The 22,462-nt window shown below is 70.9% G+C and carries 17 protein-coding genes and 2 pseudogenes; 10 read left to right on the top strand and 9 right to left on the bottom strand.

The features are described 5' to 3' along the window. Positions 1 to 11: 11 nt before the first annotated feature. Positions 12 to 2,189 carry a hypothetical protein gene (locus ACGFYN_RS38640; protein WP_393870654.1) on the bottom strand — a complete coding sequence of 726 codons (2,178 nt, stop codon included), beginning with the start codon at positions 2,187 to 2,189 and terminating at the stop codon, positions 12 to 14. Positions 2,190 to 2,384: 195 nt separating this feature from the next. On the opposite strand from ACGFYN_RS38640, the gene ACGFYN_RS38635 reads away from it, so the two are divergent. Both ACGFYN_RS38635 and ACGFYN_RS38630 read left to right on the top strand, forming a co-directional pair. Then, a complete protein-coding gene (locus ACGFYN_RS38635; RefSeq protein WP_393870653.1) occupies positions 2,385 to 4,721 on the top strand; it encodes a molybdopterin cofactor-binding domain-containing protein in 2,337 nt (778 codons plus the stop codon). Positions 4,722 to 4,739: 18 nt separating this feature from the next. Next, positions 4,740 to 5,216, top strand: a complete 477-nt coding sequence (locus ACGFYN_RS38630) for a (2Fe-2S)-binding protein (RefSeq protein WP_393870652.1) — start codon at positions 4,740 to 4,742, stop codon at positions 5,214 to 5,216. 8 nt (positions 5,217 to 5,224) lie between these two features. Here the strand turns inward: ACGFYN_RS38630 and ACGFYN_RS38625 are convergent, their stop codons facing one another. Further along, positions 5,225 to 6,181 (bottom strand): LysR family transcriptional regulator, encoded by a 957-nt coding sequence (locus ACGFYN_RS38625; RefSeq protein ID WP_393870651.1) that lies wholly within the window; start codon positions 6,179 to 6,181, stop codon positions 5,225 to 5,227. Positions 6,182 to 6,267: 86 nt separating this feature from the next. On the opposite strand from ACGFYN_RS38625, the gene ACGFYN_RS38620 reads away from it, so the two are divergent. Beyond that, positions 6,268 to 6,960 carry a type 1 glutamine amidotransferase domain-containing protein gene (locus ACGFYN_RS38620; protein ID WP_393870650.1) on the top strand — a complete coding sequence of 231 codons (693 nt, stop codon included), beginning with the start codon at positions 6,268 to 6,270 and terminating at the stop codon, positions 6,958 to 6,960. A 107-nt stretch (positions 6,961 to 7,067) separates the two neighbouring features. Here ACGFYN_RS38620 and ACGFYN_RS38615 read toward each other — a convergent pair whose 3' ends face one another. Continuing rightward, positions 7,068 to 7,481, bottom strand: coding sequence for a VOC family protein (locus ACGFYN_RS38615; RefSeq protein WP_393870649.1), 414 nt, complete (start codon positions 7,479 to 7,481; stop codon positions 7,068 to 7,070). A gap of 234 nt (positions 7,482 to 7,715) precedes the next feature. On the opposite strand from ACGFYN_RS38615, the pseudogene ACGFYN_RS38610 reads away from it, so the two are divergent. The 4 genes and pseudogenes from ACGFYN_RS38610 to ACGFYN_RS38595 form a co-directional block, all read left to right on the top strand. Continuing rightward, a pseudogene (locus ACGFYN_RS38610) lies at positions 7,716 to 7,814 on the top strand (LacI family DNA-binding transcriptional regulator); the annotation flags it as partial. A gap of 169 nt (positions 7,815 to 7,983) precedes the next feature. Next, positions 7,984 to 8,754, top strand: coding sequence for a substrate-binding domain-containing protein (locus tag ACGFYN_RS38605; RefSeq protein WP_393870648.1), 771 nt, complete (start codon positions 7,984 to 7,986; stop codon positions 8,752 to 8,754). 28 nt (positions 8,755 to 8,782) lie between these two features. Further along, on the top strand, positions 8,783 to 10,837 hold the full coding sequence (locus tag ACGFYN_RS38600) for a beta-galactosidase (RefSeq protein WP_393870647.1): 2,055 nt from the start codon (positions 8,783 to 8,785) through the stop codon (positions 10,835 to 10,837). 40 nt (positions 10,838 to 10,877) lie between these two features. Then, positions 10,878 to 11,960, top strand: a complete 1,083-nt coding sequence (locus tag ACGFYN_RS38595; protein WP_393870732.1) for a protein kinase family protein — start codon at positions 10,878 to 10,880, stop codon at positions 11,958 to 11,960. A gap of 9 nt (positions 11,961 to 11,969) precedes the next feature. Here ACGFYN_RS38595 and ACGFYN_RS38590 read toward each other — a convergent pair whose 3' ends face one another. From ACGFYN_RS38590 to ACGFYN_RS38570, 5 genes are all read right to left on the bottom strand, one after another. Beyond that, entirely contained in the window at positions 11,970 to 13,721 is a 1,752-nt protein-coding gene (locus ACGFYN_RS38590; protein ID WP_393870646.1) for an RICIN domain-containing protein, read from the bottom strand. 101 nt (positions 13,722 to 13,822) lie between these two features. After that, the gene (locus tag ACGFYN_RS38585) at positions 13,823 to 14,644 is read right to left on the bottom strand and encodes a carbohydrate ABC transporter permease (RefSeq protein WP_393870645.1); all 822 of its coding nucleotides are present in this window, start codon (positions 14,642 to 14,644) and stop codon (positions 13,823 to 13,825) included. After that, positions 14,641 to 15,609, bottom strand: coding sequence for a carbohydrate ABC transporter permease (locus tag ACGFYN_RS38580; RefSeq protein WP_393870644.1), 969 nt, complete (start codon positions 15,607 to 15,609; stop codon positions 14,641 to 14,643). The genes ACGFYN_RS38585 and ACGFYN_RS38580 overlap by 4 nt, the downstream gene beginning before the upstream one ends. Positions 15,610 to 15,616: 7 nt before the next feature. Then, complete coding sequence (locus ACGFYN_RS38575; RefSeq protein ID WP_393870643.1) at positions 15,617 to 16,864, bottom strand: extracellular solute-binding protein; 1,248 nt, start codon at positions 16,862 to 16,864, stop codon at positions 15,617 to 15,619. 39 nt (positions 16,865 to 16,903) lie between these two features. Further along, entirely contained in the window at positions 16,904 to 18,853 is a 1,950-nt protein-coding gene (locus tag ACGFYN_RS38570) for a glycoside hydrolase family 127 protein (RefSeq protein ID WP_393870642.1), read from the bottom strand. A 218-nt stretch (positions 18,854 to 19,071) separates the two neighbouring features. Here ACGFYN_RS38570 and ACGFYN_RS38565 point away from each other — a divergent pair, with 218 nt between their 5' ends. The 3 genes from ACGFYN_RS38565 (at position 19,072) to ACGFYN_RS38555 (ending at position 22,228) form a co-directional block, all read left to right on the top strand. Continuing rightward, positions 19,072 to 20,094 carry a LacI family DNA-binding transcriptional regulator gene (locus ACGFYN_RS38565; protein ID WP_393870641.1) on the top strand — a complete coding sequence of 341 codons (1,023 nt, stop codon included), beginning with the start codon at positions 19,072 to 19,074 and terminating at the stop codon, positions 20,092 to 20,094. 165 nt (positions 20,095 to 20,259) lie between these two features. Further along, positions 20,260 to 21,201, top strand: coding sequence for an alpha/beta hydrolase (locus ACGFYN_RS38560; RefSeq protein ID WP_393870731.1), 942 nt, complete (start codon positions 20,260 to 20,262; stop codon positions 21,199 to 21,201). 88 nt (positions 21,202 to 21,289) lie between these two features. After that, positions 21,290 to 22,228, top strand: coding sequence for a class I SAM-dependent methyltransferase (locus tag ACGFYN_RS38555; protein ID WP_393870640.1), 939 nt, complete (start codon positions 21,290 to 21,292; stop codon positions 22,226 to 22,228). A gap of 22 nt (positions 22,229 to 22,250) precedes the next feature. On the opposite strand, the pseudogene ACGFYN_RS38550 reads toward ACGFYN_RS38555, so the two are convergent. Continuing rightward, a pseudogene (locus ACGFYN_RS38550) lies at positions 22,251 to 22,462 on the bottom strand (IS630 family transposase); the annotation flags it as partial.

The following is a 22,462-nucleotide window of genomic DNA, read 5'->3' as shown; positions in this document are numbered from 1 at the left end:
AACCCTAACAGTCACTCCGGGATCAAGTCGCGGAGATTTTCCGGGGTGATGACCCGGGAGTCCGGGTGCAGTCCGTCGGGGCGCTCCAGGCCGATATAGGTGACGGGGCCCGGCGGCAGGGTCTCGCCGTCCCACAGCGTCACCTCCGTCGCACTCTCGCCCCCGGCCAGCAGATCGGTGACGTAGCGGACCGTCAGGTGCTCGCGCTCGACGATGCCGCGCAGCAGCGTCGCGACCGTCACGCGGTTGCCCTCGACACGGTTGGCCGACGGCGTGCCCTTGAGGTACAGGTGCAGCCACCTGGCGGTCCAACTGCCGTCCGTCTCACGCCGGAACGCCAGTGGCAGCGCGACCCGGCCGGGCCCGCGCAGCTCCGACTTCATGCGCACGGTCGCCGGCTCGAACGGCCGTCCCTGCTGCTCGGCCTCGCGCAGCATGAAGCCGAAGAAGGACTCCTCGACCTCCTCGAAGCCCTCGCCCGCGAAGATGTTGACCTGCGGCACGACGTAGGTACCGCGCACCGCGCCCAGGCGCAGGTTGATGAACTCCGAGGCGCCGTCGGGTGCTTCGGTGATATCGCCGGAGTGCTCGCCCTCGAGCTGGGTGAGCGCGGTGTACGACAGCCAGGCGACCGTCTGGTACCGCTCGTCGAGCATGATCGCCGACAGGTCGAAGTCCGTGCGCTGCCGCGACTCCTTCCAGTACACGAAGAACCGCAGCAGATCACCTTCGACGGGGGAGACGGAGCCGCGGGGCAGGACCCCCAGACCGGCCGCGGTCGACTTGCCGCTGAGCGGCAGCGCGACGTCGAGGACGTCCGGGTCGACCAACACCCGCTCCGGGGAGGGGAGTCGGCGCCTGATCTCGGCGTCGAGCGCGGCGCTCAGGCGCCGCCGCTCGGCCGGCAGCACGGGCGGCCGCTCGTCCTCGGCGACCCAGGCGCGGCCGAGCCGGTTGACGAACACCCGGCGCTCGCCGGTGGCTTCGGCGCGGTTGTGGAGGTGCTCGCGCACCGACAGCACGACCCGGCCGGACACCTCGGTCACGACCTGCTCGGCGGCGACGACCACGGCCTCCCGCTCGTCCTGCGTCAGCGCCATCCGCAGCAGCCGGTCCAGCGAGCGGAACAGCTTGCCCGGCGCGGACGTGAGCAGCCGCGCGGCACCCGTCACGTCGTGCATGGCGAGCAGTTCCTCGACGCGGCTGTCGAAGGACCGGGCCTTCACCTCGCCCCGTGCGACGGCGAACACCTGGGCCGCGTGCGGCCACTGGGGGTACTCGTGCGGGTGCAGCCGCTCGCCCAGCCGCTTGAAGTCCTCGCGCCACGCGTTGACGTCGGCGAGCTTGGCCGGGGACGCCGCGACGACGGCGTCCAGACCCGCGAGCAGCGCGCGGCGCACCGGTCGCGACAGTCCCCTGAACCGGGTGGCCGTCTGCAGCGTCACGTCACCGTCCGACAGGGCGCACGCCAGGCGCAGCACGTCGGTGACGGTGTCCAGGAGCAGGCTGGCACCGGCCCGCAGACGTGCCTCGTTGACGACGGCGCGGTTCTCCCGGACCGGGATCTCCCCGGGCTGCGGGCCGTCGACGCAGTGCCGGGCGAGCGCCCTGAGGTCGTGCAGGTCGTCCTCGCCCAGCGGGGTGGCGCTGCCGGCCAGCGCCAGATAGAGCGCACCGATCTCGTCCTCCGCCTTGCCGCCCAGGTGCAGCACGGTCATGCGGTCACCCGCCGCGGCGATCAACTCGCCGTGCGCGGCCAGCATTTCGGCGTAGGTGTGCCGGTAGTTGCCGTAGGAAGGCAGCGTGAGCAGGTCCATCACGCCGCTCTCCAGCTGGGCGACGGTCCCGGGGCGAGTCCTGTCGTCGGCGAGTGCCTCGGCGATGCAGCTCATCCAGAAGTCGAAGGTGTCGGGCACGTTGGCCGGGAAGTCGATGAAGTAGACGTTGTGCCGCGCGTGGTCGCCGACCGTTTCGCGGACCGTGCGCAGCGTGCGCACGGCGGTGTCGACGACCGTGCCCTCGGACAGCCCCGACAGGTGCTCCAGCAGCTCGGCCGAGAGCTTGAAGCCCACCGACATCAGCACGGCGTCGAACTGCCGCGCCGCGACGTCCCCTTGGCCGGCCGGGCCGGCCGGGAGAGGGATGCGGTGGGTATGCCGGATGACCAGCGGTTCCAGAAGGTGGGACATTCCGGAATGATCGCAGAGCCCGCCCGGCCGGCGCATTCGGGTTTTCTCCGGATCACGGGCCGAAGCGCTTCACACACCGGACGGGTTATGGCGTTTCGGTGTGGAAGCGGAACGTAGATCTATCGCGGCACGCGCCCGGCGTGCACAGTCAGGAGCCGCCATCAAGGCGAGTGCCGTGCGCTGGGAGGACAGCTGATGGGAGCACCTGAACACCCGCAGCGGCAGAACGCCGTGTCCGCCCCGGACGGCATCGGGCGGCGGCGCTTTCTGGGCTATGTGGTGGCCGCCTCGACGCTGACCGTCGCCGCCGAACTCGGCGAGGCCGTCCTCGCCCCCACCCCGGCCGCGGCGGTCGTCCCCTCCGTGCCCGGACCGGCCGAGATCTACGACCTCAACGACATGCTCACGCACGCCACCCTGCCCACGGCGAACCTGATCACCATCCGGCTCGACCCCGACGGCACCGCGCACTTCGCCCTGCCCCGGGCCGAGGTCGGACAGGGCATCACCACCTCCAGCGCCATGCTCGTCGCCGAGGAGCTGGACCTCCAGCTCGACCAGGTCCACGTCACCCTGGCCGACGCCCGCCCCGAGCTGCTGTTCAACCAGCTCACCGGCGGCTCCAACACCACCATCTCCACCTTCACCCCGATCCGGGTGGCCGCCGCCGTCGCCCGCGGCCGGCTGCTGCACGCGGCGGCACTCGAACTGGGTGAGGCCCTCGGCACCCTGACCGCCAAGGCCGGTGTCATCACCTCCACCGTCACCGGCGAGAGCCTCGGCTACGGCGAACTGGCGCAGAAAGCGGCGTCAGTGACGACCAGTCAGGTGTCGGTAGCCCTCAAGGACACCTCCGAGTTCAAGGTCATCGGCACCGCGCAGCGCCGTATCGACGCGCTGGAGGCCGTCACCGGGCGCAAGAAGTACGCCATGGACCTGAAGGTGCCGGACGCGCTGCCCGCGATGGTGTGCCGGCCGCCGACGATCAACGGCACGGTCCGCTCCGTCGACAACCTCGACGCGGTCCGGGCCATGCCCGGCATCACCGACGTCGTACGGATCTCCAGCGGAGTCGCGGTCCGCGGCCGCACCTTCGGCCAGTGCATCGACGCGGTACGCGCCCTGAAGGTCACCTGGGGCCCCGGCACCGTGGACGGAGAGTCCGACGACACCATCGGCGAGGAACTCCGCAGGGCCGAACTGCCGCTGCCCGCACTCGACGTGCTGACCAAGTCCGTCGACGCCCGCTTCACCTTCCACTTCGCCAGCAACAGCGCCCTGGAGCCCAACTGCGCCGTCGCCGACGTGCGGCAGGACTCCGCCGAGATCTGGGCCAGCCTGAAGTCGCCGATCACCGCCCAGGAGCAGATCGCGCTCACCCTCGGACTGCCCACGGCCGCTGTCAAGGTTCATGTCACCGAGGGCGGCGGCTCGTTCGGGCGCAAGCTCTTCCACGACGGTGCCGCCGAGGCCGCCGAGATCTCCAAGGCGACGGGCAAGCCGGTCCGGCTGATGTGGCACCGCACCGACGACTTCCGGCACGGTCGAACCCACCCCATGTCCACCTCCCGCGTGCGTGCCTCCTACGCCCTCGGCCAGGTCCTCACCTACAACCACCACCACACCTCCGTGGCCACCGACTTCGGCCACGGCGTCGGTGAGATCATCACCGCCGAGGCCGCCCAACTGCCCGTCGGCGACCTCACCTTCTCCGAGACGATCTTCACGCTCACACAGCAGACCCCGTACAACTTCGGCGTCGTCACCCAGCTGCTCAGCGAGACCGACAAGGGCTTCCACACCGGCTCCATGCGCAACATCTACTCGCCGAATGTGCGGTGCGCGCAGGAGCTGGTGGTGGACGAGCTGGCCAGGCGGATGGGCCAGGACCCCTACCGCTTCCGCCGGTCGTTCCTCAAGGAGGACCGTGCCCGGGCCGTCCTCGACAAGGTCGCCGAAGTGGGCAGTTGGGGACGCGGCATGCCCGCCGGCACGGCCCAGGGCATCGCCCTGCACCCCGAGTACCACGGCTACGTCGCCGTCCTCGCCGAGATCGACTGCCGGCCGCAGACCACCGGACGCAAGGTCCCCGATGCCTACACGGGGCCCCGGGTCACCAAGGTCGTCTGCGCCGTCGACGTGGGCCTCGCCGTCAACCCGCGCGGCCTTCAGGCCCAGATGATGGGCGGCATCATGGACGGCATCGCGATCACCCTCAGCTCGGGGCTGCACCTGGACAACGGGCGCTTCCTGGAAGGCAGTTGGGACAACTACTTCTACACCCGCCAGTGGAACACCCCACCGGAGCTGGAGATCGTCGTCATGCCACCGACCACCGGCAGGCCCGGCGGCGCCGGTGAACTCGCCGTCGCCGGCGCGATGGCCGCCGTGGCCTGCGCCTACGGACGCGCCACCGGCACCATGCCGACGACCTTCCCGATCAACCACGACGGCCCGCTCGGCTTCGAGCCGCTGCCCACGAGCCCGCCGATCCCCGAGTCCCCCACCGACGGCCTGAGCCGCGCCTACTAGGAGTTCAGGAGGCCCTTCGTGCCCGAACACACCTTCATCCTCAACGGCAGACCGGTGAGCGTGGACATCGAGGACGACGTACGGCTGCTGTGGGTGCTGCGGGACGTCCTCGGCGTCACCGGGCCGAAGTACGGCTGCGGACTCGGCGTGTGCCAGGCCTGCACCAGCCACATCAACGGCAAGGCGTTCAACCCCTGCAGCGTCCCGGTGGGGGACCTCGCCCCCACCGACGAGGTGACGACCATCGAGGGACTGCCCGCCACCGTCGGCAAGGACCTCCACCCGATGCAGGAGGCGTGGCTGGAGTACGACGTCGCCCAGTGCGGCTACTGCCAGCCAGGCCAGATCATGGCCGCCGTTGCCAAGGTCCGCCTGGCGCGCGAGGAGGGCCGCGACATCACCGAGGCCGACCTCGACGAGATCCGCAACGTCTGCCGCTGCGGCACGTACCACCGCATCCGCGAGGCGATCGTGGCGGGCGCGAAGAAGTACTGACGTCTCGGTCACGCGCCGCGTGCGGTCTCCAGCAGATGGTCGCGGACCAGCGTCACATGCGGGTTGGTGACGGCGCCCGGGCGCTGGACGAGGAACGCCGTGTTGATGGGCGGGTCGTCCGGGTCGTGCAGCAGGACCAGGGCGCCGGAGGCCAGTTCGCCGGCGCACAGATAGCAGGGCAGCACCGTGAAGCCCGTACCGCCGACGACCCCGGCCTTGACCGCGTTCAGGTCGGGCATGGTGACCGCGGGCTGACGGACCAGGCGCCGCCCGAAGACGTGGCGCCAGTAGCGGCGGACGATGGGCAGGTCCTCGGCGTAGGCCAGCAGCGGCACGCCGTGCAGGGCGGCGGGCCCGGCGGCGGCGATCCGGGCGGGACCGCCGACGTGCTCGGCCCAGGCGGGAGAGGTGACCAGCACGAACTCCTCGTCCTCCAGCGGTACGGAGGCCAGGGCGCGCCCGCGCGGCCGGTAGGTCGCGATCACCAGGTCGTGGCGGCCCGCCCGCAGCTCCTCCAGCAGCGGCTCGGTCAGGCCGGGCGTGATGCGCAGCCGTACGCCTCGCTCCACCAGGGGTGCCAGGCCGGGCAGCACGGAACGGGTCAGGAACTCGTGCGGACCGGCCAGATGCACCGGCTCCGGCGGATGCCCGGCGCCCGGCCCGCCCGGCGCGACCCCGGCGAGCGCGTCCAGCGGCTGCACGATCCGGGAGGCGAGTTCGTCCGCGTACGGAGCGGGGGAGACGCCGCGGGCCTGGCGCTCGAACAACTCCCGGTCCAACTGCCGCTCCAGGGCGCGCACCTGCGTGGTCACCGTGGGCTGCGACAGCCCGAGCACCCTCGCCGCGGCCGTGAAGGAGCCGGTCCGGTAGACGGCGAGGAAGGTGCGCAGCAGGTTGAGATCCAGCGCGGAGGCGTCGCCGGCCCGGGCCCTCACCTCCCTGCCATTGGTTTCCCTATCTCTCACATGGCCGAGCCTATTGGATTCCAATGGCAAGGGAGTCATACGGTCGGAGCCTGACAAGCTTCCGCGACCCCTCGGAGACCCACCCCATGTCGAAGATCCTTTTCGTGCTGACCGGCGCGGACCACTGGACGCTGGCCGACGGCACCCTCCACCCCACCGGCTTCTGGGCCGAGGAGGCCGTCGCCCCCTACGAGGCCTTCAAGGCGGCCGGCTACGAGATCGTCGTCGCCACCCCGGGCGGCGTCGTGCCCAGCGTGGACAAGGCCAGCCTCGCGCCCGAGTTCAACGGCGGCCAGGAGAACGCCGACCGCGTCGCCGCCGTGCTCACCGCGGCGACCGAACTGCAGCACCCCGTACGCCTGGAGGACGTGAACCTCGACGACTACGCCGCCGTCTACTACCCGGGCGGCCACGGCCCGATGGAGGACCTGGCCGTCGACGCCGAATCCGGCCGGCTGCTCACCCGCGCCCTGGAGTCCGGCAAGCCCCTCGGCGTCGTCTGCCACGGCCCGGCCGCGCTGCTCGCCGCCGAACGGGACGGCGTGAACACCTTCGCCGGGTACCAGGTGGCCGCCTTCACCAACGCCGAGGAGACCCAGTCCGGCTTCGCCGACAAGGCCAAGTGGCTCCTCCAGGACCGCCTGACCGAGGCCGGCGTCCAGGTCCAGGTCGGCGAGCCCTGGGCACCGAAGGTCGTCGTTGACCGCAACCTCATCACCGGCCAGAACCCGGCCTCCTCCGCCCCTCTCGCCGAGGAACTGCTCAAGCGGCTGGGCTGAGACCGTGCCGGCAGGACCGGTCACCCCGCCCTGAGGGTGATCCGCAGGTGTGCCGAGCCGCGGGGCCCGGCACACCCTCCGGGCCGGATTGGCGGAACGGAGGGGCTTCAGCCCTGAGGCTCGCCGATGTTGACCATCCAGGTGACGCCGAACCGGTCTGTGCACATGCCGAAGACGTCACCCCACATCTGCTTCTCCAGCGGCACTGACACAGTGCTGCCGACCGACAGCTTCTCCCAGTAGCCGCGCAGTTCGGCGTCGTCGTCCCCGCTGACGCTCACCGCGAAGTTGGTACCCGGGGTGTAGTCCATACCGGGCGGGGTATCGGCGCCCATCAGAGTGAAGCCGCGGGGAGTGTCCAGCAATGCGTGCATGATCTTGTCGGCGTGGGGGGCGGTGGCATCGCCGGCTTCCCCGAAGGTGTTCAGCGCCAGCGTGCCGCCGAAGATCCCCTTGTAGAACTCCATCGCCTGCCGGGCGTCGCCGTCGAAGCTGATGTACGGGTTGAGACGCGAGGTCATGCAAGCCTCCCGAAAAGGGGCGAACGGTCAGTTACGGGCACACTAGCGCGGTGCACTGACAGCGGCCCGCCGAGTGTGGACGCTGCGCCGAGTCGCCGGAGCCGCCGACGAAGTGTCGGGCGTTCGGAACTGTTGACGTGGTCGCCGATGGTTCGGAAACTGGCATGACTGTGTAGTCATGAGTATGGCTCCCACCTTTCGGGCCAGGCCGTCTGCGTAGTCACGCACTCGGACATGCCAGGAGAGCCCATGGTCACCATGACCGAGGTCGCCCGTGCCGCCGGTGTCTCGCAGAAGACCGTCTCCCGGGTCGTCAACGGCGAGCCGCACGTCAGCTCCGAGGTGCGCGAGCGCTTACTGCGGGTCGTCCGGGAGCTGGAGTACCGCCCGAACAACGCGGCGCGCGCCCTGCTCCTGGGGCGTTACCGGCGCATAGGCGTCGTCTCGCTGGGCTCCGCCCTCTACGGGCCCCGCCAGTCTTCTCCTCGCGCTGGAACGCGCGATGCAGCAGGCGGGCTACTCCTTCGCCCTGGCCGGCACCCTCGAAGGGCAACGAGTCTCCGGCGCCGTGGAGACGCTGCTGGAACAGGGCGTCGACGGAATCGTCCTGTCCGAACCCATCGACGACGGCACCCCGCTCGGACTCGGCGCGGACGTGCCCGTCGTCAGCCTCGGCGAGGGGCCGAAGCCCGGCGAGGGCATCGGCGCCGTCGTCGGCCTCGACGGCGTCGCCGCCGCCCGCACGGCCACCGAGCACCTGCTCACCCTCGGCCACCGAACCGTCTGGCACATCCCCGGCCCGCAGAACTGGTGGGCCGCCCCCGACCGGCTGCGCGGCTGGCGCGAGGCGCTCGCCGCCGCAGGCGTCCCGGAACCACCCCTGCCCCTGGAGGGGGACTGGAGCCCGGCGTCCGGATACGCGTCCGGCCGGCAGCTCGCCCGACTCGCCGACGTCACGGCCGTGTTCGCCGCCAACGACGACATGGCCCTCGGCGCGCTGCGGGCGTTCGCCGAGGCCGGGCTGTCCGTCCCTGGGGACGTGAGCGTCGTCGACTACGACGACATCCCGGCCGCCGCCTACCTCTCCCCGCCCCTGACCACCGTCCGCCAGGACTTCGCGGCCCTCGCCACCCGCGCCGTGGAGACACTCATCGTCCTGATCGAGCACCGTTCCGTCCCGGCCGAACACACGCACCTCGACGTCGAGTTGACCGCACGAGGCTCCACCGGGCCGGCACGCCACCGCACCACACCCGCGTCCGTCAAGGGCTGACGACGCTCAACCACCCCGTGGGAGAAGGATGTTCGAGCTTGCGCACCGAGTCCTGTTCGGCGCCGCCTACTACCACGAGTACCAGCCGTACGAACGCCTCAAGGACGACCTCGACCTGATGGCCGAGGCCCGCTTCACCGTGATCCGGGTCGGTGGGTCCGTGTGGTCGACCTGGGAGCCCGAGAACGGCCGCTTCGACCTCGACTGGCTCCAGCCCGTCCTGGACGGCGCCCACGAGCGGGGAATCTCCGTCGTCCTCGGCACCCCGACCTACGCCGTGCCGCCGTGGCCGGCCCGCCAGTACCCGGAGGTCGCGGGGGAGTCGCGCACCGGCGAGCGCATGGGCTGGGGTGGGCGCCAGGAGGTCGACATCACCCACCCGGCGTTCCGCTTCCACGCCGAGCGGATCATCCGGAAGGTCGTCGCCCGGTACGCCGGCCACCCGGCCGTCATCGGCTTCCAGGTCGACAACGAACCGGGTCTTCATCTCCTGCACAACCACGGCGTGTTCCAGCGCTTCAGCGGCGAACTCCGCGAGAAGTACGGGGACGTGGAGACCCTCAATCGCGAGTGGGGTCTGGTGTACTGGTCGCACCGGCTCGCCACCTGGTCCGACCTGTGGACCCCTGACGGCAACGTCCAGCCGCAGTACGACCTGGCCTGGCGGCGCTTCCAGGCGAACCTCGTCACGGAGTTCATCGCCTGGCAGGCCGGAATCGTCCGCGAATACGCCCGACCCGGCCAGTTCGTCACCACCTGCATCGCCTACGACCGCCCGGCCGTCGAGGACGACCGGCTGACCGAACGCCTCGACGTCACCGCGGGCAACCCCTACTACACGATGCAGGACGCGCTCGCCCTGCCCGACCGCAACCGCGACGGCCGGGACTGGACGACCAACGGCACCTGGGCGCTGTACCGCAGCGCCGACCGCATGTACTCCTCGCGCCAGGAGCCCTTCCTGGTGACCGAGACCAACGCCCAGGCCATCGGCCATCCGTGGAACAACCGCCCCGCCTACGACGGCCAGTGGCGCCAGGCCGCCTGGGCGCTGATCTCCCGCGGAGCCTCGATGATCGAGTACTGGCACTGGCACACCCTGCACTTCGGCGCCGAGACCTACTGGGGCGGCATCCTCCCGCACAGCGGCCGACCGGGCCGCGTCCATCGCGAAATCGCCGCCCTGGGAGCCGAGTTGGAGAAGGCGGGCGACCTGGTGGCGCAACTGACCCCGGACGCCGACGTCGCCTTCCTCCACGACGGCCCCAGCAAATGGGCGCTCCAAGGCCACCCGCCACTGGCCACGGCCGACGGCGGCCCGGACGGGCGCTCGTACGAGCGGATCTTCGACGCCTTCTACCGGGGTGCCTTCGACGCCGGCCTCCAGTGCCGCATCCTGCATCCCGGCCAGCTCCCGGACGCCGACCTGCCGCCCGTCCTGGTCGTCCCCGCCTACTACGCCGCCGACGACGCGACCCTCGACCGGCTGAAGGCCTACGCCGCACAGGGCGGCCACCTCGTCCTCGGCCCCCGCACCGCCTACGCCGACGTCGAGGCCCGGGCCCGCACCGGCGCGCAGCCGGCCCGTCTCGCCGACGCGGCCGGAGTGACGTACGACGAGTTCAGCAACCTCGGCGAACCCCTGCCCGTCATCGGAACGGCCGCCCTCGCCCTTCCGCCCGAGGCCCGCGCCCTGGACTGGGCGGACGGTCTGCGGCCCCAGGGAGCCGAGGCACTGGCGACCTACCAGCACGCGCACTTCGGCCGCTGGCCGGCAGCCGCCACCCACCCCCACGGCGACGGCCGCATCACCTACGTCGGCACGATCCCCGACCCAACCTTCGCCCGAGCCCTGCTCAACTGGACTGCTCCGAACGGGGCTTGGCACGCGCCCCACCCCAGCGTCACCTCGACCACGGCCACCTCCCGCGACGGCCGCCGCGTCCGCTTCCTGCACAACTGGTCGTGGGAGACGGTGTCCGTCCCCCTGCCCGAGCCCGTGCGCGACGTGCTGTCGGAAGCGGTGCATGAGGACACCGTCACCCTTGGACCCTGGGACGTGAAGATCCTCGCGGAGGGTTGATCGCTGTCCCCGAGCGGACACGGTCGGCAGGATGACCGACATGGATCACGCGCAGGGCGACGTACCCGCAGCCCAGGACCCTTCCGCCGCCCGCCGGTCCGCGTACGCGACGGTCGGCACGGCGCTCGGTCTGCTCAGCGACCGCCGCCTCGCCGACATCGTGGCCGCCACTCCCGTGCTGGGCGCCGGGATCGGCGGGCGGGCGGCGGAGCTGGACGTGGACGGGGTGCGCGTCTTCGTGAAGCGGGTGCCGCTGACGGACCTCGAACTCCGGCCGGAACACGAGCGGTCGACGGCGAACCTGTTCGAGCTGCCGCTGTTCTACCAGTACGGCGTCGGGTCCGCCGGATTCGGGGCCTGGCGGGAGCTGGCCGCGCATCTGATGACGACCGGGTGGGTGCTGCGCGGCGGGCACCCGGGCTTTCCGCTGCTGTACCACTGGCGGATCCTGCCCGATCAGCCGCCGACGGGCTTCGCCGACGCGTTCGGCGGCATCGAGGGCGCCGTCGCGCACTGGGAGGGCTCCGCGGCCGTACGGCGCCGGCTGCAGGCCGTCGGCCGGTCCTCGGCAAGCCTGGTCCTCTTCCTGGAGCACGTGCCGCACACCCTCGCCGCATGGCTGGCCGACCACGAGGACCCCGGGACCGCGCTGCCCTGGATGGAGGACGCCCTGACCCGCGGCACGGCGTTCATGAGCGACCGGGGACTGGTCCACTTCGACGCCCACTTCCACAACCTCCTCACCGACGGCAGGCAGGTGTACTTCGCGGACTTCGGCCTCGCCCTGAGCTCGCGCTTCGAACTCTCCGCGAAGGAGGCCGAGTTCCTGTCGGACCATCTCCTCTACGACCGCTGCTATGTCCCGACGCACCTGCTGCGGCACCATCTGCTGGACCGGGTACGCGGTGACGTCTCCCGCGAGACGTACGTACGCGAGTGGGGCACCGGTCACCGGCGCGACGGGGTCCCGCCCAGGACGGCCGCCTTCCTCGACCGGCACGCGCGCACGGCGACCGTCCTGGACGACTTCCACCACCGGCTGCTGACCCGGAGCAAGCGCACTCCGTTCCCGGCCGAGGACCTCCGCGCGGCGTTGAACGCGAGCCCCGCCGCGCGGAGTTGACCTGTTCGGCTACCGGGCCGTCAGCTTCCACAGATGGTCGGCCGTGCCGTTGTCGTCCCACTGCAGGACCTGGGCACCGGAGGAGGTGCTCATGCCGTCCACCCCGAGCAGCAGCCCGCTGTTGTAGTTGGCGATCTTGTAGTAGCCGTCGCCGGACGGGATCAGCTGCCAGAGGTGGTCCGCGGTGCCGTTGTCGCCCCAGATCAGGGCGTTTCCACCGTCCGCCGTGCTCATGCTGTCGATGCCGAGGAGCAGCCCGCTCGCCCCGTTCGTGATCTTGTAGAGGCCCGAGCCGGCCGAACTCAGCGTCCACGACTGACTCGTGCCCGTGCCCGGCGCCGCCTGCACGGCCGCCGCACCCTGCGCCGTCCCCGCGCCCTGAGTGTCGAGCGCCAGCCCGCTGTTCCTGTTGGTGATCTGGTACGTCCCCGCCAGCGAGGTCGACGAGCCGCTCGGGGTGATCACCAGGTGGTAGCCGTCGGAGGCGTTCGTGGTCACGGGCACGGTGATCGAGCCGTTGGAGACGGTGTAGTCGGCCTCCGAGATCGTGACCGGCCCGGACACGGCGGTCGTACGGCCCTTGGACGGGGTGTACTCCAGCTTCGCGTGCACGGTGGAGCCGAACGCCGCGAGCGACCCGAATCCCTTGACCTGTACGGCAGTTGAACCGGCACCGCCGCCGAAGATCACGCCGATCTGCCGGCCGTCACCGCTCAGCGAGGCCGCGCCGTCGATGCCGGTCTGCGCCGGAGGAGTGGTGACCAGCATGCTCCCGGCCATGTCGCCGTACCACTTGTAGAGCCAGTAGGAGCCGTTGGGCGAGGCGCCGGTGTCGGTCAGGGTGTCGCCGAGGGTGCCGTAGTGGTTCCAGAAGGCCAGTTCGGCGTCGTGCACGCCCGCCCGCTCGAACTTGGCGACGTAGCCGACCAGCGGCCCGGGCACACCGATCTCGCTCGGCGTGCCGTACTCCTCGATCGCGATCGGCCGCGGACTGATCCCGAGGCTGCTCTCCAGTGCGCGGTACGCCGAGACGTGCGCGGCGATGTCCTTGCTGCCCTGCAGCTCGTGCCAGGCGATGACGTCAGGGACGGTACCGCTCGCCTTGGCGTCGGTGAGGAACGTGCTCATCCAGGACTGGTTCCACGCCGAGTAACTCGGTCCCTGGATCGGCGTCCTGGTGTCCTTGGCCCGCACCTCCTTGAACGTGCGGGTCCAGCCCGCGTCGAAGGCACCGGCACCGGCGGTGTCCCACGTCCAGTCGGGCTCGTTCCACAGCTCGTACGCGGCGATGTTCGTGGCGCCCGAGGACTGCACGGAGGCGACCTGCTTGTCCACCGCGGACAGCCAGTCGCTCCAACTCACCCACTTGTACGGGAAGTTCGGATACCAGTCCGGCATGCGGACGACGACCTCGGCGCCGGCCCGCGCCGCCTTGGACGCCACCACGAGCGCGTCCCCGGCCGGCTTCGGCTCACCGTTGGGCAACTGCGAGCCGCCCGGTGCCATCTGCACGAAGGTGTTCGGCTTGAGCGGCGCGACCGAGCTGTCGGCCGGCGTGCCCGCGTCGGCCAGACCGTAGAGACTGCCGGTCGCCACATGCGTGACGGGCCGCAGCGTCTGGTTGGCGTTGACCACCAGAGTGGTCGCGGCGGTAGGGGCCGCCTGGGCGGGCGCGGCGACGGCGAGCGCGGTTGCGGTGAGGGCGGCAGCGCCTAAGACGGCGACAAGGCGAGGGGGAGCAGGGGGTCTTGTGCGGCTCATGAGAGGGGTTCTCCTCACGGAATGGGTTGAGGGGGAGCGCCCCTTCAGGGGCGCGGGGAACTGCGCGACCAGCCGCAACGAACCGGCAGACGAAAAGCGACCTAGTCCTTGACGGCGCCGGAAGTCACCCCGGCCGCCACGTACCGCTGCGCAAGCACCAGCAGGACGGCAGCCGGGACGGAAGCGACCACCGCGGTGGCCATGATCGCGTTCCACTCCTGGTTGTTGTTGCCGATGTACTTGTAGATGCCGAGGGTGATCGGCCGCAGGTCGCCGCCGCCGTCGAGGGTGTTGGCGAAGACGAAGTCGGACCAGGCCCACAGGAAGCTGAAGAGCGAGACGGTGACCACGGCGTTGCGGCTCACCGGCAGCACCACCGACCAGAAGGTGCGGAAGGTGCCCGCGCCGTCGATACGGGAGGCGGCGACGAGCTCGCCGGGGATGCCCGACATGAACGCCGTGAAGATCATGACGCCGAACGGCACGGCGATGGTGGAGTCCGCGATGATCAGGCCCCACCAGGAGTTGAGCAGACCGAGGTCCAGGAAGATGCCGTAGAAGCCCATCGCCATGACGATCCCGGGGATCATCTGCGCGATCAGCAGGGCCAGGCCGAGCGCGCCGCCGCCCCTGGGGCGCAGCTTGGCCAGCGAGTAGCCGGCCGGGGCCGCGAGCAGCAGGGTGAGCGCGACCGTGCCCAGGCCGATGAGCAGGCTGGTGCCCAGGTACGGCAACTGGTCGTCCAGGACGGCCCGGTAGCCCGCGAAGGTGGGGTGCAGCGGGAGCAGGTCGGGTGGGTCCTTGCGCATGTCCTGCTGCGGGGTGAGGGAGACGTTCAGCATCCAGTACACCGGGAACAACATCAGCGCTGTGAGGACCAGCCCGATGACCGTGTAACGGCGCTTGTGCGTACGGGAGTTCACGCTTCCTGCCTCCTCTGGACGCGGATGTAGGCCAGCCCGAAGACGAGCGCGATGAGGATGAGGATGTTGCCGACCGCCGCCCCGGGGCCGAACTTGGGCAGTAGCGTGCCGAAGCCGAGCTGGTAGGACCAGGTCGCCAGGGTGGACGAGGCGTCCCCCGGACCGCCCTTGGTCATGATCCAGATCAGGTCGAACACCTTGAGGGTGTAGACGAGTCCGAGGAGCAGGGTGATCGCCGACACCGGGCGCAGCAGCGGGAAGGTGATGCGGCGGAACTGCTGCCAGGCGTTCGCTCCGTCCAGCGATGCAGCCTCGTAGAGCTCGGCCGGGATGTTCTGCAGCCCGCTGTGGAGGATGACCAGGTTGAACGGGATGCCGATCCAGATGTTGGCGACGATCACCGACGTCAGTGCCCAGTCCGGCGAGGTCAGCCAGCCGACCGGGTCGACCCCGAAGAAGTGAAGGAAGTAATTGACCACTCCGGACTCGCTGTTGAACATCCACGACCAGGTGGAGGACGACACGATCAGCGGCAGCAGCCACGGGATCAGGAACAGTGCCCGCAGCACGGTCGAGAGCCTGAAGTGCCGGTTGAAGAAGACGGCGAGGGCGAGCCCTATCACGTACTGGAAGGCGATCGACACGAAGGTGAAGACCATCGTGTGCCGCATCGCCGGGCCGAACGTCGGATCGTCCAGCACCTTCTGGAAGTTGGCCCAGCCGGTGAACGGCGCGTCCCCGGCCACGAACGAGCGGACGGTGTAGTCGCGCAGGCTCAGATCGAGGTTGCGGTAGAGCGGATAGAGGTAGAAGGCGGCGAGGTAGGCCAGCAGGGGGGTCACGAAGGCGAGCGCGGTCAGCCTGGCCCTGCGCCGCTGGCGGCGGCGCAGGGCAGGGGCGTCGCCGGCGCTCGCGTGCGTGGCCGCCGGTGCTCGCCGCGGACGGTCGACCCGGGCGATGGTCATGCCGGTCCTAGCCCTTCCGCGCGCTCGACTGGGCCGTGTCCAGGGCGTCCTGGGGACTCTTGCTGCCCGACAGCGCGGCCTGCACGGCCGTCCACATCGGCTCCGAGATGGTCGGGTACTTGGTGCCCAGACCGCCGCTGGTGCGGCCGCGTGCGGAGGCGACCGCGTCCACCCAGGGCTTCAGCTTCGGGTTCTGCTTCACCTGCTCGGCCTGCACGGCGGCCGTGGGGGCGACGTACATCAGCGTCGTGTCGGTGGGCAGCAGGTTCGCGTCGCTGGTCAGACACGTGACGATCTTCTTGCTGACGTCGTAGCGCCCGGTGTCCTTCTGCACGGGCACGGTCACGAACTCGCCGCCCGTCGGCACCGGGGCCGAACCGCCGTTCTGCCCGGGGATGTTGATGATGCCGTAATCGATGCCGGCCTTGTCCGCGTTGCCCAGCTGCCAGGTGCCGTTCTCGCCGAAGGCGTAGTCGCCCGTCGCGAACTCCTGCCAGGCGGTGGTCTGCGTGTTCTGCAGCACGTCCTTGGGCGCGTAGCCGTCCTTCACCCACTGCTGCCACAGCGACAGGGCCGCAACTCCCTTGGCGCTGTCGAGCTTTGTCAGATCGCCGCCCGCGCCCCAGAACCAGGGCAGGAACTGGAAGCTGCCCTCCTCCGTGTTGATGGCGGAGAAGGTGATGCCCTTCTTGCCCGCCGCCTTGACCTTCTGCATCGCCGCCGTGAGCGAGGCCCAGTCCTTGACCGAGGCCGGGTCGACGTGCGCGGCGGACAGGACCTTCTTGTTGTAGTAGAGGGCAAGGGTGTTGGCGCCGATCGGCATTCCGTAGGAGGCGCCGTCGATGGTGCCCGCGCCGAGGATGTTCTTCTGGATGGACTTCGTGTCCAGGCCCAGGTCGCTCGTCTTGTTGAGGATCCCCGCCTCCACCAGCGTGGAGACCACCGGGTTGTCCACGAGCATCACATCGGGCGCGTTGCCCTGCTGGGCGGCCAGCAGCGCCTTGTTGCCCAGGTCGGTGGTGTCGAACGGGGTGCGCTTGAGCTTCACCCCGGCCTTCGTGCCGCAGGAGGTCACGAGCTTGCCCCAGGCCGAGGAGGCGTCGAGCTGCGGATAGGGGTCCCAGAAGGTGTACGTGCCCGACGACGCGCCGGAGGAGGAGCCCGAGTTGTCGGAGCCGCCTCCGCACGCGGTGAGGGAGGCGAGCGTGCCGACGGCGGCGAGTGCGGTCAGGAGACTGCGGCGGGTGGGTATCACGGGGTGACCTCGTTGTCGTAGGGCGAAGGTGATGGGGTGTCAGGAGGTGGGCAGCCAGACGCGCATGGCGCCGTCCTGCCGGTTGGCCCAGGCGTAGTAGGGGATCGCGGTGAGCTCGACCGGCTCGCCCGCGGTGGGGGAGTCGTCGGCGGCCGGCCGGTACGGCCACCAGCCCGCCTCGACCAGGTCACGCCGCCGCCCGGCCGCCGCGACCGTCGTGACCCCGCCGAGCAGATCGGGGCGGTGCTTGACGGCGAGCGGGCGGGAGGTGTCCAGGACGACGTCGTCGAGTCCGCCGCCGGGGTGGTCGGCCTGCTCCAGGCAGTACACGAGCGGCCCGCGCTCGATCGCCACGCAGCCCCGTACGGCGTCCACGCGCGGGTCGGCCGCCGTGAGCCGCGGCTCCAGGCCGAGTTCCAGGACGACCTGGTCGCCCGGCGCCCAGGTGCGTTCGATGCGCAGCCAGCCGTCCTCGACCGGTGCGTCGGTCTGGTCGTACGTCAACTCGCCGCAGCGCAACCGGAATTCACGGCACCACTGCGGGATGCGCAGCGAGAGTGCCCAGGGGCGGTCGGCGGGGGTCTCCTCGACGGTGAGGGCGACCGTGCCGTGCCAGGGGTAGTCCGTCTCGGCGCGCACCGCGATCGGGCCGCAGGCGTAGCGCCCGGTGACGTACTGGTGGATCTGCAGGCCCTCGTCGTCGCCGGTGGCGAGGTAGTGCCCCAGGGAGGCCAGCAGCCGCATCACGTTGGGCGGGCAGCAGGCGCAGCGGAACCAGCGGGTGCGGCGGGCCGACTGGTCGCCGCCGTGGTCGGTGTGCCCGTCGCGGACCTGGAGCGGGTTGACGTACAGCCAGCGCTCGCCGTCCAGGGAGACGCCGGCCAGGAAGCCGTTGAAGAGGGTGCGCTCGATCAGGTCGGCGTAACGGGCCTCGCCCGTGAGCAGGGCCATACGCCAGCTCCACTGCACGGAGGCGATGGCGGCGCAGGTCTCGCAGTATGCGCGCTCGTTGGGGAGTTCGTAGGGGTCGCCGAAGTCCTCCCAGTCGTGGTGGGCGCCCAGGCCGCCGGTCAGGTGGGTCTTGGTGGCGGTCATCGCCTGCCACAACCGCTCGGTGGCGGCCCGCAGTTCGGCCTCTCCCGTCTCGGTGGCGAGGTCCGCGGCGGCGGCCAGCAGATACAGCTGCCGTACGGCGTGGCCCTCGACGTTCGTCGACTCGCGCACCGGGACGCGGTCCTGGCAGTAGGCCTCGCCGCCGAGCAGGCCGTGGCCGTGGCGGTCGACGAAGTAGCCGGCGAGGTCGAGATAGCGTCGTTCACCGGTCTCCCGGTACAGCTCGACCAGGGCGGTCTCGACCTCGGGGTGGCCATCGATGCCGTCGATCGGCCGGCCGCTGCCGGGCGGCCCGAAGACCGAGTCGATGTGGTCGGCGAACTTCCGTGCCACGTCGAGGAGTTCGGGACGGCCGGTGGCCCGGTGGTGGGCGACGGCCGCCTGCATCAGATGGCCCGCGCAGTACAGCTCGTGGCCCCAGCGCAGGTCCTGGTAGCGCTCGCCGTCCTTGACCAGCTGGAACCAGGTGTTGAGATAGCCGTCCGGCTGCTGGGCGGCGGCGATCAGGCGGGTGATCCGCTCGACATCGGCCTCCAGCTCCGGGGAGGGGCCTTGGCCGAGTTGCCAGGACGCGGCCTCCAGCCACTTGTAGACGTCCGAGTCCATGAACGGATAGGCGCCCTGGAACGCGCCCTCGGCCGACGCGTCCGACGGTGCGGGCGCCGCGAGCCGCAGGTTGTGCAGATTGCCCGCCGACTCCAGCAGGCCGGGGCCCTGCGGGATCGAGGTGCGCGCGTTGACCACCCGCCGGCTGTGCCAGAAGCCGTCGTCCACCTCGGCGGCGGCGGGGCGCAGGGCGGCACGGGCACCGGGGCCGAGACGGACCGGGCCGGCGGAGGGCGCGGGGGAGGGCTGGGCGGAGCGGGCGCGGGGCATGGTTCTCCGGGTGCTGGACGGCGGGAGGCGCGGACCACGGCTGGGCAAGTGTGAGCAACCGTTTTCCTCGCCGAAGAGTAGAGTGGAGTCGGGGATTTGGGGTCAAGGGTTCTGACCGAGTTTCTCAAGTTGCTCAAGGGCTGGTACTCCACTCGGCCGCCTGCCACCATGGGCCGGGCCGCACCAGCCAGGCACGACCAGCGAGAAAAGGATTGCCCGTGACCGAAGCCGCTCAGCGTCCTGCGTCCACCGGCCGGGCCAAGCTCGCCGACGTCGCCGCCCTCGCCGGCGTCAGCGTCGGCACGGCGTCGAAGGCCCTGAGCGGCAGCGGCCGGATGCGGCCGGAGACCCGTCAGCGGGTGCTCGACGCCGTGGAGACGCTCGGCTTCCGGCCCAACCAGCACGCGCAGAGCCTGCACGCCGGCCGCAGCTGGACCGTCGGCCTGATGACCACCGACGGCATCGGCCGCTTCAGCACACCGGTGCTGCTGGGCGCCGAGGACGCGCTCGGCGCCGGCAAGATCTCCGTCCTGCTCTGCGACACCAGGGGCGACACCATCCGCGAGCAGCACCACCTGCGCAACCTCATGGACCGCCGGGTGGACGGCATCATCGTCACCGGCCGACGCACCGACCCGCGCCCGCCCATGAAGGGCGTCGAGGGCATACCGATCGTCTACGCCCTCTCCCCGTCCACCGACCCGGCCGACACCTCGGTGGCCTCAGACGACCGGGGCGGCGCGTTCCTCGCCGTCGAGCACCTGCTCGCCACGGGACGCACCCGGATCGCCCATGTCACCGGACCCGAACACCATGCGGCCGCCCGCGACCGGGCCCGCCACGCCGTCGACCTGCTGGCCCAGGCCGGGGCCCAACTGGCCGGTGGACGGGTCCACTTCGGCGAGTGGAGCGAGGCGTGGGGCCGCCGCGCCGCCGACGCGGTGCTGCGCACGGCACCCGACACCGACGCCTTCTTCTGCGGCAACGACCAGATCGCCCGTGGCGTGGCCGACGCTCTGCGCGAGCGCGGCCGGGACGTGCCCGGCGAGATCGCCGTCGTGGGCTACGACAACTGGGACACCATGGCGCTGGCCAGCCGTCCGCCGCTCACCACGATCGACATGGACCTGGCCGAGATCGGCCGGATAGCGGCCCTGAAACTGCTGGAGGCCATCGACGCCGAGCCGGTGCCCGGGGTGCACACGGTGCCGTGCAGGCTGGTGGTCCGTGAGAGCACCTGACGGCCGCGGGGTGTCGACAGGTACACCGTCGGCGGGTGCACAGGGCCATGGCTGGGCGCCGCCGGCCTTCGTAGCGTCAGGGGCATGGCTGACACAGAGAATCTCGACAACGCGAACACCGTTGAAAGCAAGGGCACTTCAGGGACGATCTCGCGCCGGCACGCGATGCGGCTGACGGCAGGGATCGGGGGCGCCGCTCTCGCCGCCGGCATGGGGATGCCGGAGGCCGCCGCGGCGGACAGGACCAGGCACCACGGCGACGGCGTCCGCACCTACGTCCTCGTGCACGGCACCCACAGCGCCGGATCCTTCTGGACGGCGATCGGCCGCGAGCTGGCGCTGCGCGGTCATCGCGTCGTCGCCGTCGACCAACCCCTGCACGGCACCGAGCGGTTCGTGCCGCGGGCGTACCAGACGCAGGACCTGCGCGCGCTGGCCACGGAGGCCTCGCCCGTCGCCGCCCTCACGCTGGACGATTTCGAGCGGCGCGTCACCGCGGCGGTGCGCCGCGCCGCCCGGCTCGGTGGCCCCGTGGTCCTGGTCGGGCACAGCATGGGCGGCCTCTCGGTCAGCAGGGTCGGCAACGCCGTCCCCGAACTCCTCGCCCACATCTGCTACATGGCGGCCTTCTGCCCGAGCCGCACCATGCCCTCCCTCAACGCGTGCGCCGCCTCGCCGGAGGGGCAGCACGCCATCACGCCGATGGACCAACTCGTCGGCGATCCGGCGAAGTCGGGCGTGCTGCGCCTCAACTGGCGTACCTCCGAGCGGCGGGACCTCGCCGTGTTCCGGGAGATGATCTGCGCCGACTACTCGGACGTGGGGTTCCTGCGGGTGCTGGAGGGCATGCAGACGGACGAGTCGATGACGGCGTACGACGGCCGCGCGGTCGGACACGCAGGCACCTGGGGCCGCATCCCGCGCACCTATCTGCGCTTCGGCAAGGACCGGACGGTGGCCACCGAGCTCCAGGACCGCATGATCGCGGAGGCCGACGCCCTTACTCCGGGCAACCGCTTCACCGTCCACAGCATCCGCGACGCGGGACACCTCGGACCCGAGGACCCCGCTCAGGTGACCGATCTGCTGCATGGCCTGCGGGTGTAACCGCGCGGGGGCCGGGGCGGGCCGAGGTGTTCACGGGACGTTCAGCCCAGCGACAGTTTCTCCGGCCCCCAGTGAGCACACTCGTTTCATGGCGACTGCACAAGCAACCGACAAGATTCCCGGCGAGCTCAAAGACGTCCCCGGCTGGTTCCCGCCGCTGGATCAACTGCTGTTCACCTGGTTCCTGGAGCGGCAGGAGACGCGCGGCTTCGAGGGCGACCTGGTGGAGCTCGGCGCGTACATGGGCAAGAGCGCGATCCTCCTCGGCCATCATCTGCAGGACGGCGAGAAGTTCACGGTCTGCGACCTCTTCGGCGGCGAGGCGCCGGACGGGGCCAACGCGGCCGAGACGGCCAAGTCGTACTCCTCGCTCACCCGGCAGGCCTTCGAACGCAACTACCTGGCCTTCCACGAGGCCCTGCCCCGGGTGATAGAGGCGACGACCTCCGTCATTCCGAAGGAAGTCGAGGCGGACAGCTGCCGCTTCGTCCACATCGACGCCTCACACCTGTACGAGCACGTCCGCGACGACATAGGTGCCGCCCGCGACCTCCTCCTCCCGGGCGGCATCGTCGTCCTCGACGACTTCCGCTCCGAGCACACCCCCGGCGTCTCGGTCGCCACCTGGGAGGCCGTGCTCAACCGCGGGCTGCACCCCATCTGCCTGAGCACCCAGAAGCTCTACGGCACCTGGGACGACCCGGAGCCCGTCCAGGAGGAGCTGCTGGCGATGCTCAGGGAGCGCCCGGACTGCGGTCTGAGCGTCCAGGACGCCGCCGGGCACCGGCTGATCCGCACTCGCGCGCAGAAGGGGATGCAGCCGCCGTCCTTCCCCCACTCGCGCCACTACACCGTGCCCGAACCCCCGCGGCCCGCGGCGGCCGCGCCCGCACCCGCTCCCGCACCGGCCCGCCCCCGGCCGCGCCCCCGCTCCAGGGCCCGCCGCATCGGCGCGGACATCCTGCCCCCGATCGTCACCCGCGCCCTGCGCCGCACCCTCGCCCGCAGCGCCCAGGGCAGGGCGTGACGGCGGCTCCGCCGGTCCCGCGCTAGTGTCCTGCGCCAGAGATCCGTCGGCAGAAGCGGGCGAGGGAGTCGAGGATCTCTTCAGCGGTCTTGGTCCAGATGAAGGGCTTGGGGTTGTTGTTCCAGTCGTTGACCCAGGTCCGGATGTCGGCTTCGAGTGCCTGGATGTTCTTGTGTGCGCCGCGGCGGATCATCTGGTGGGCGAGGTAGCCGAACCACCGCTCGACCTGGTTGA

Source organism: Streptomyces sp. NPDC048419 (genome assembly GCF_043200415.1).
Lineage (GTDB): Bacteria > Actinomycetota > Actinomycetes > Streptomycetales > Streptomycetaceae > Streptomyces.
The sequence above is the reverse complement of the archived record's forward strand: the minus strand, read 5'-3'. Positions and strand labels throughout refer to the sequence as shown.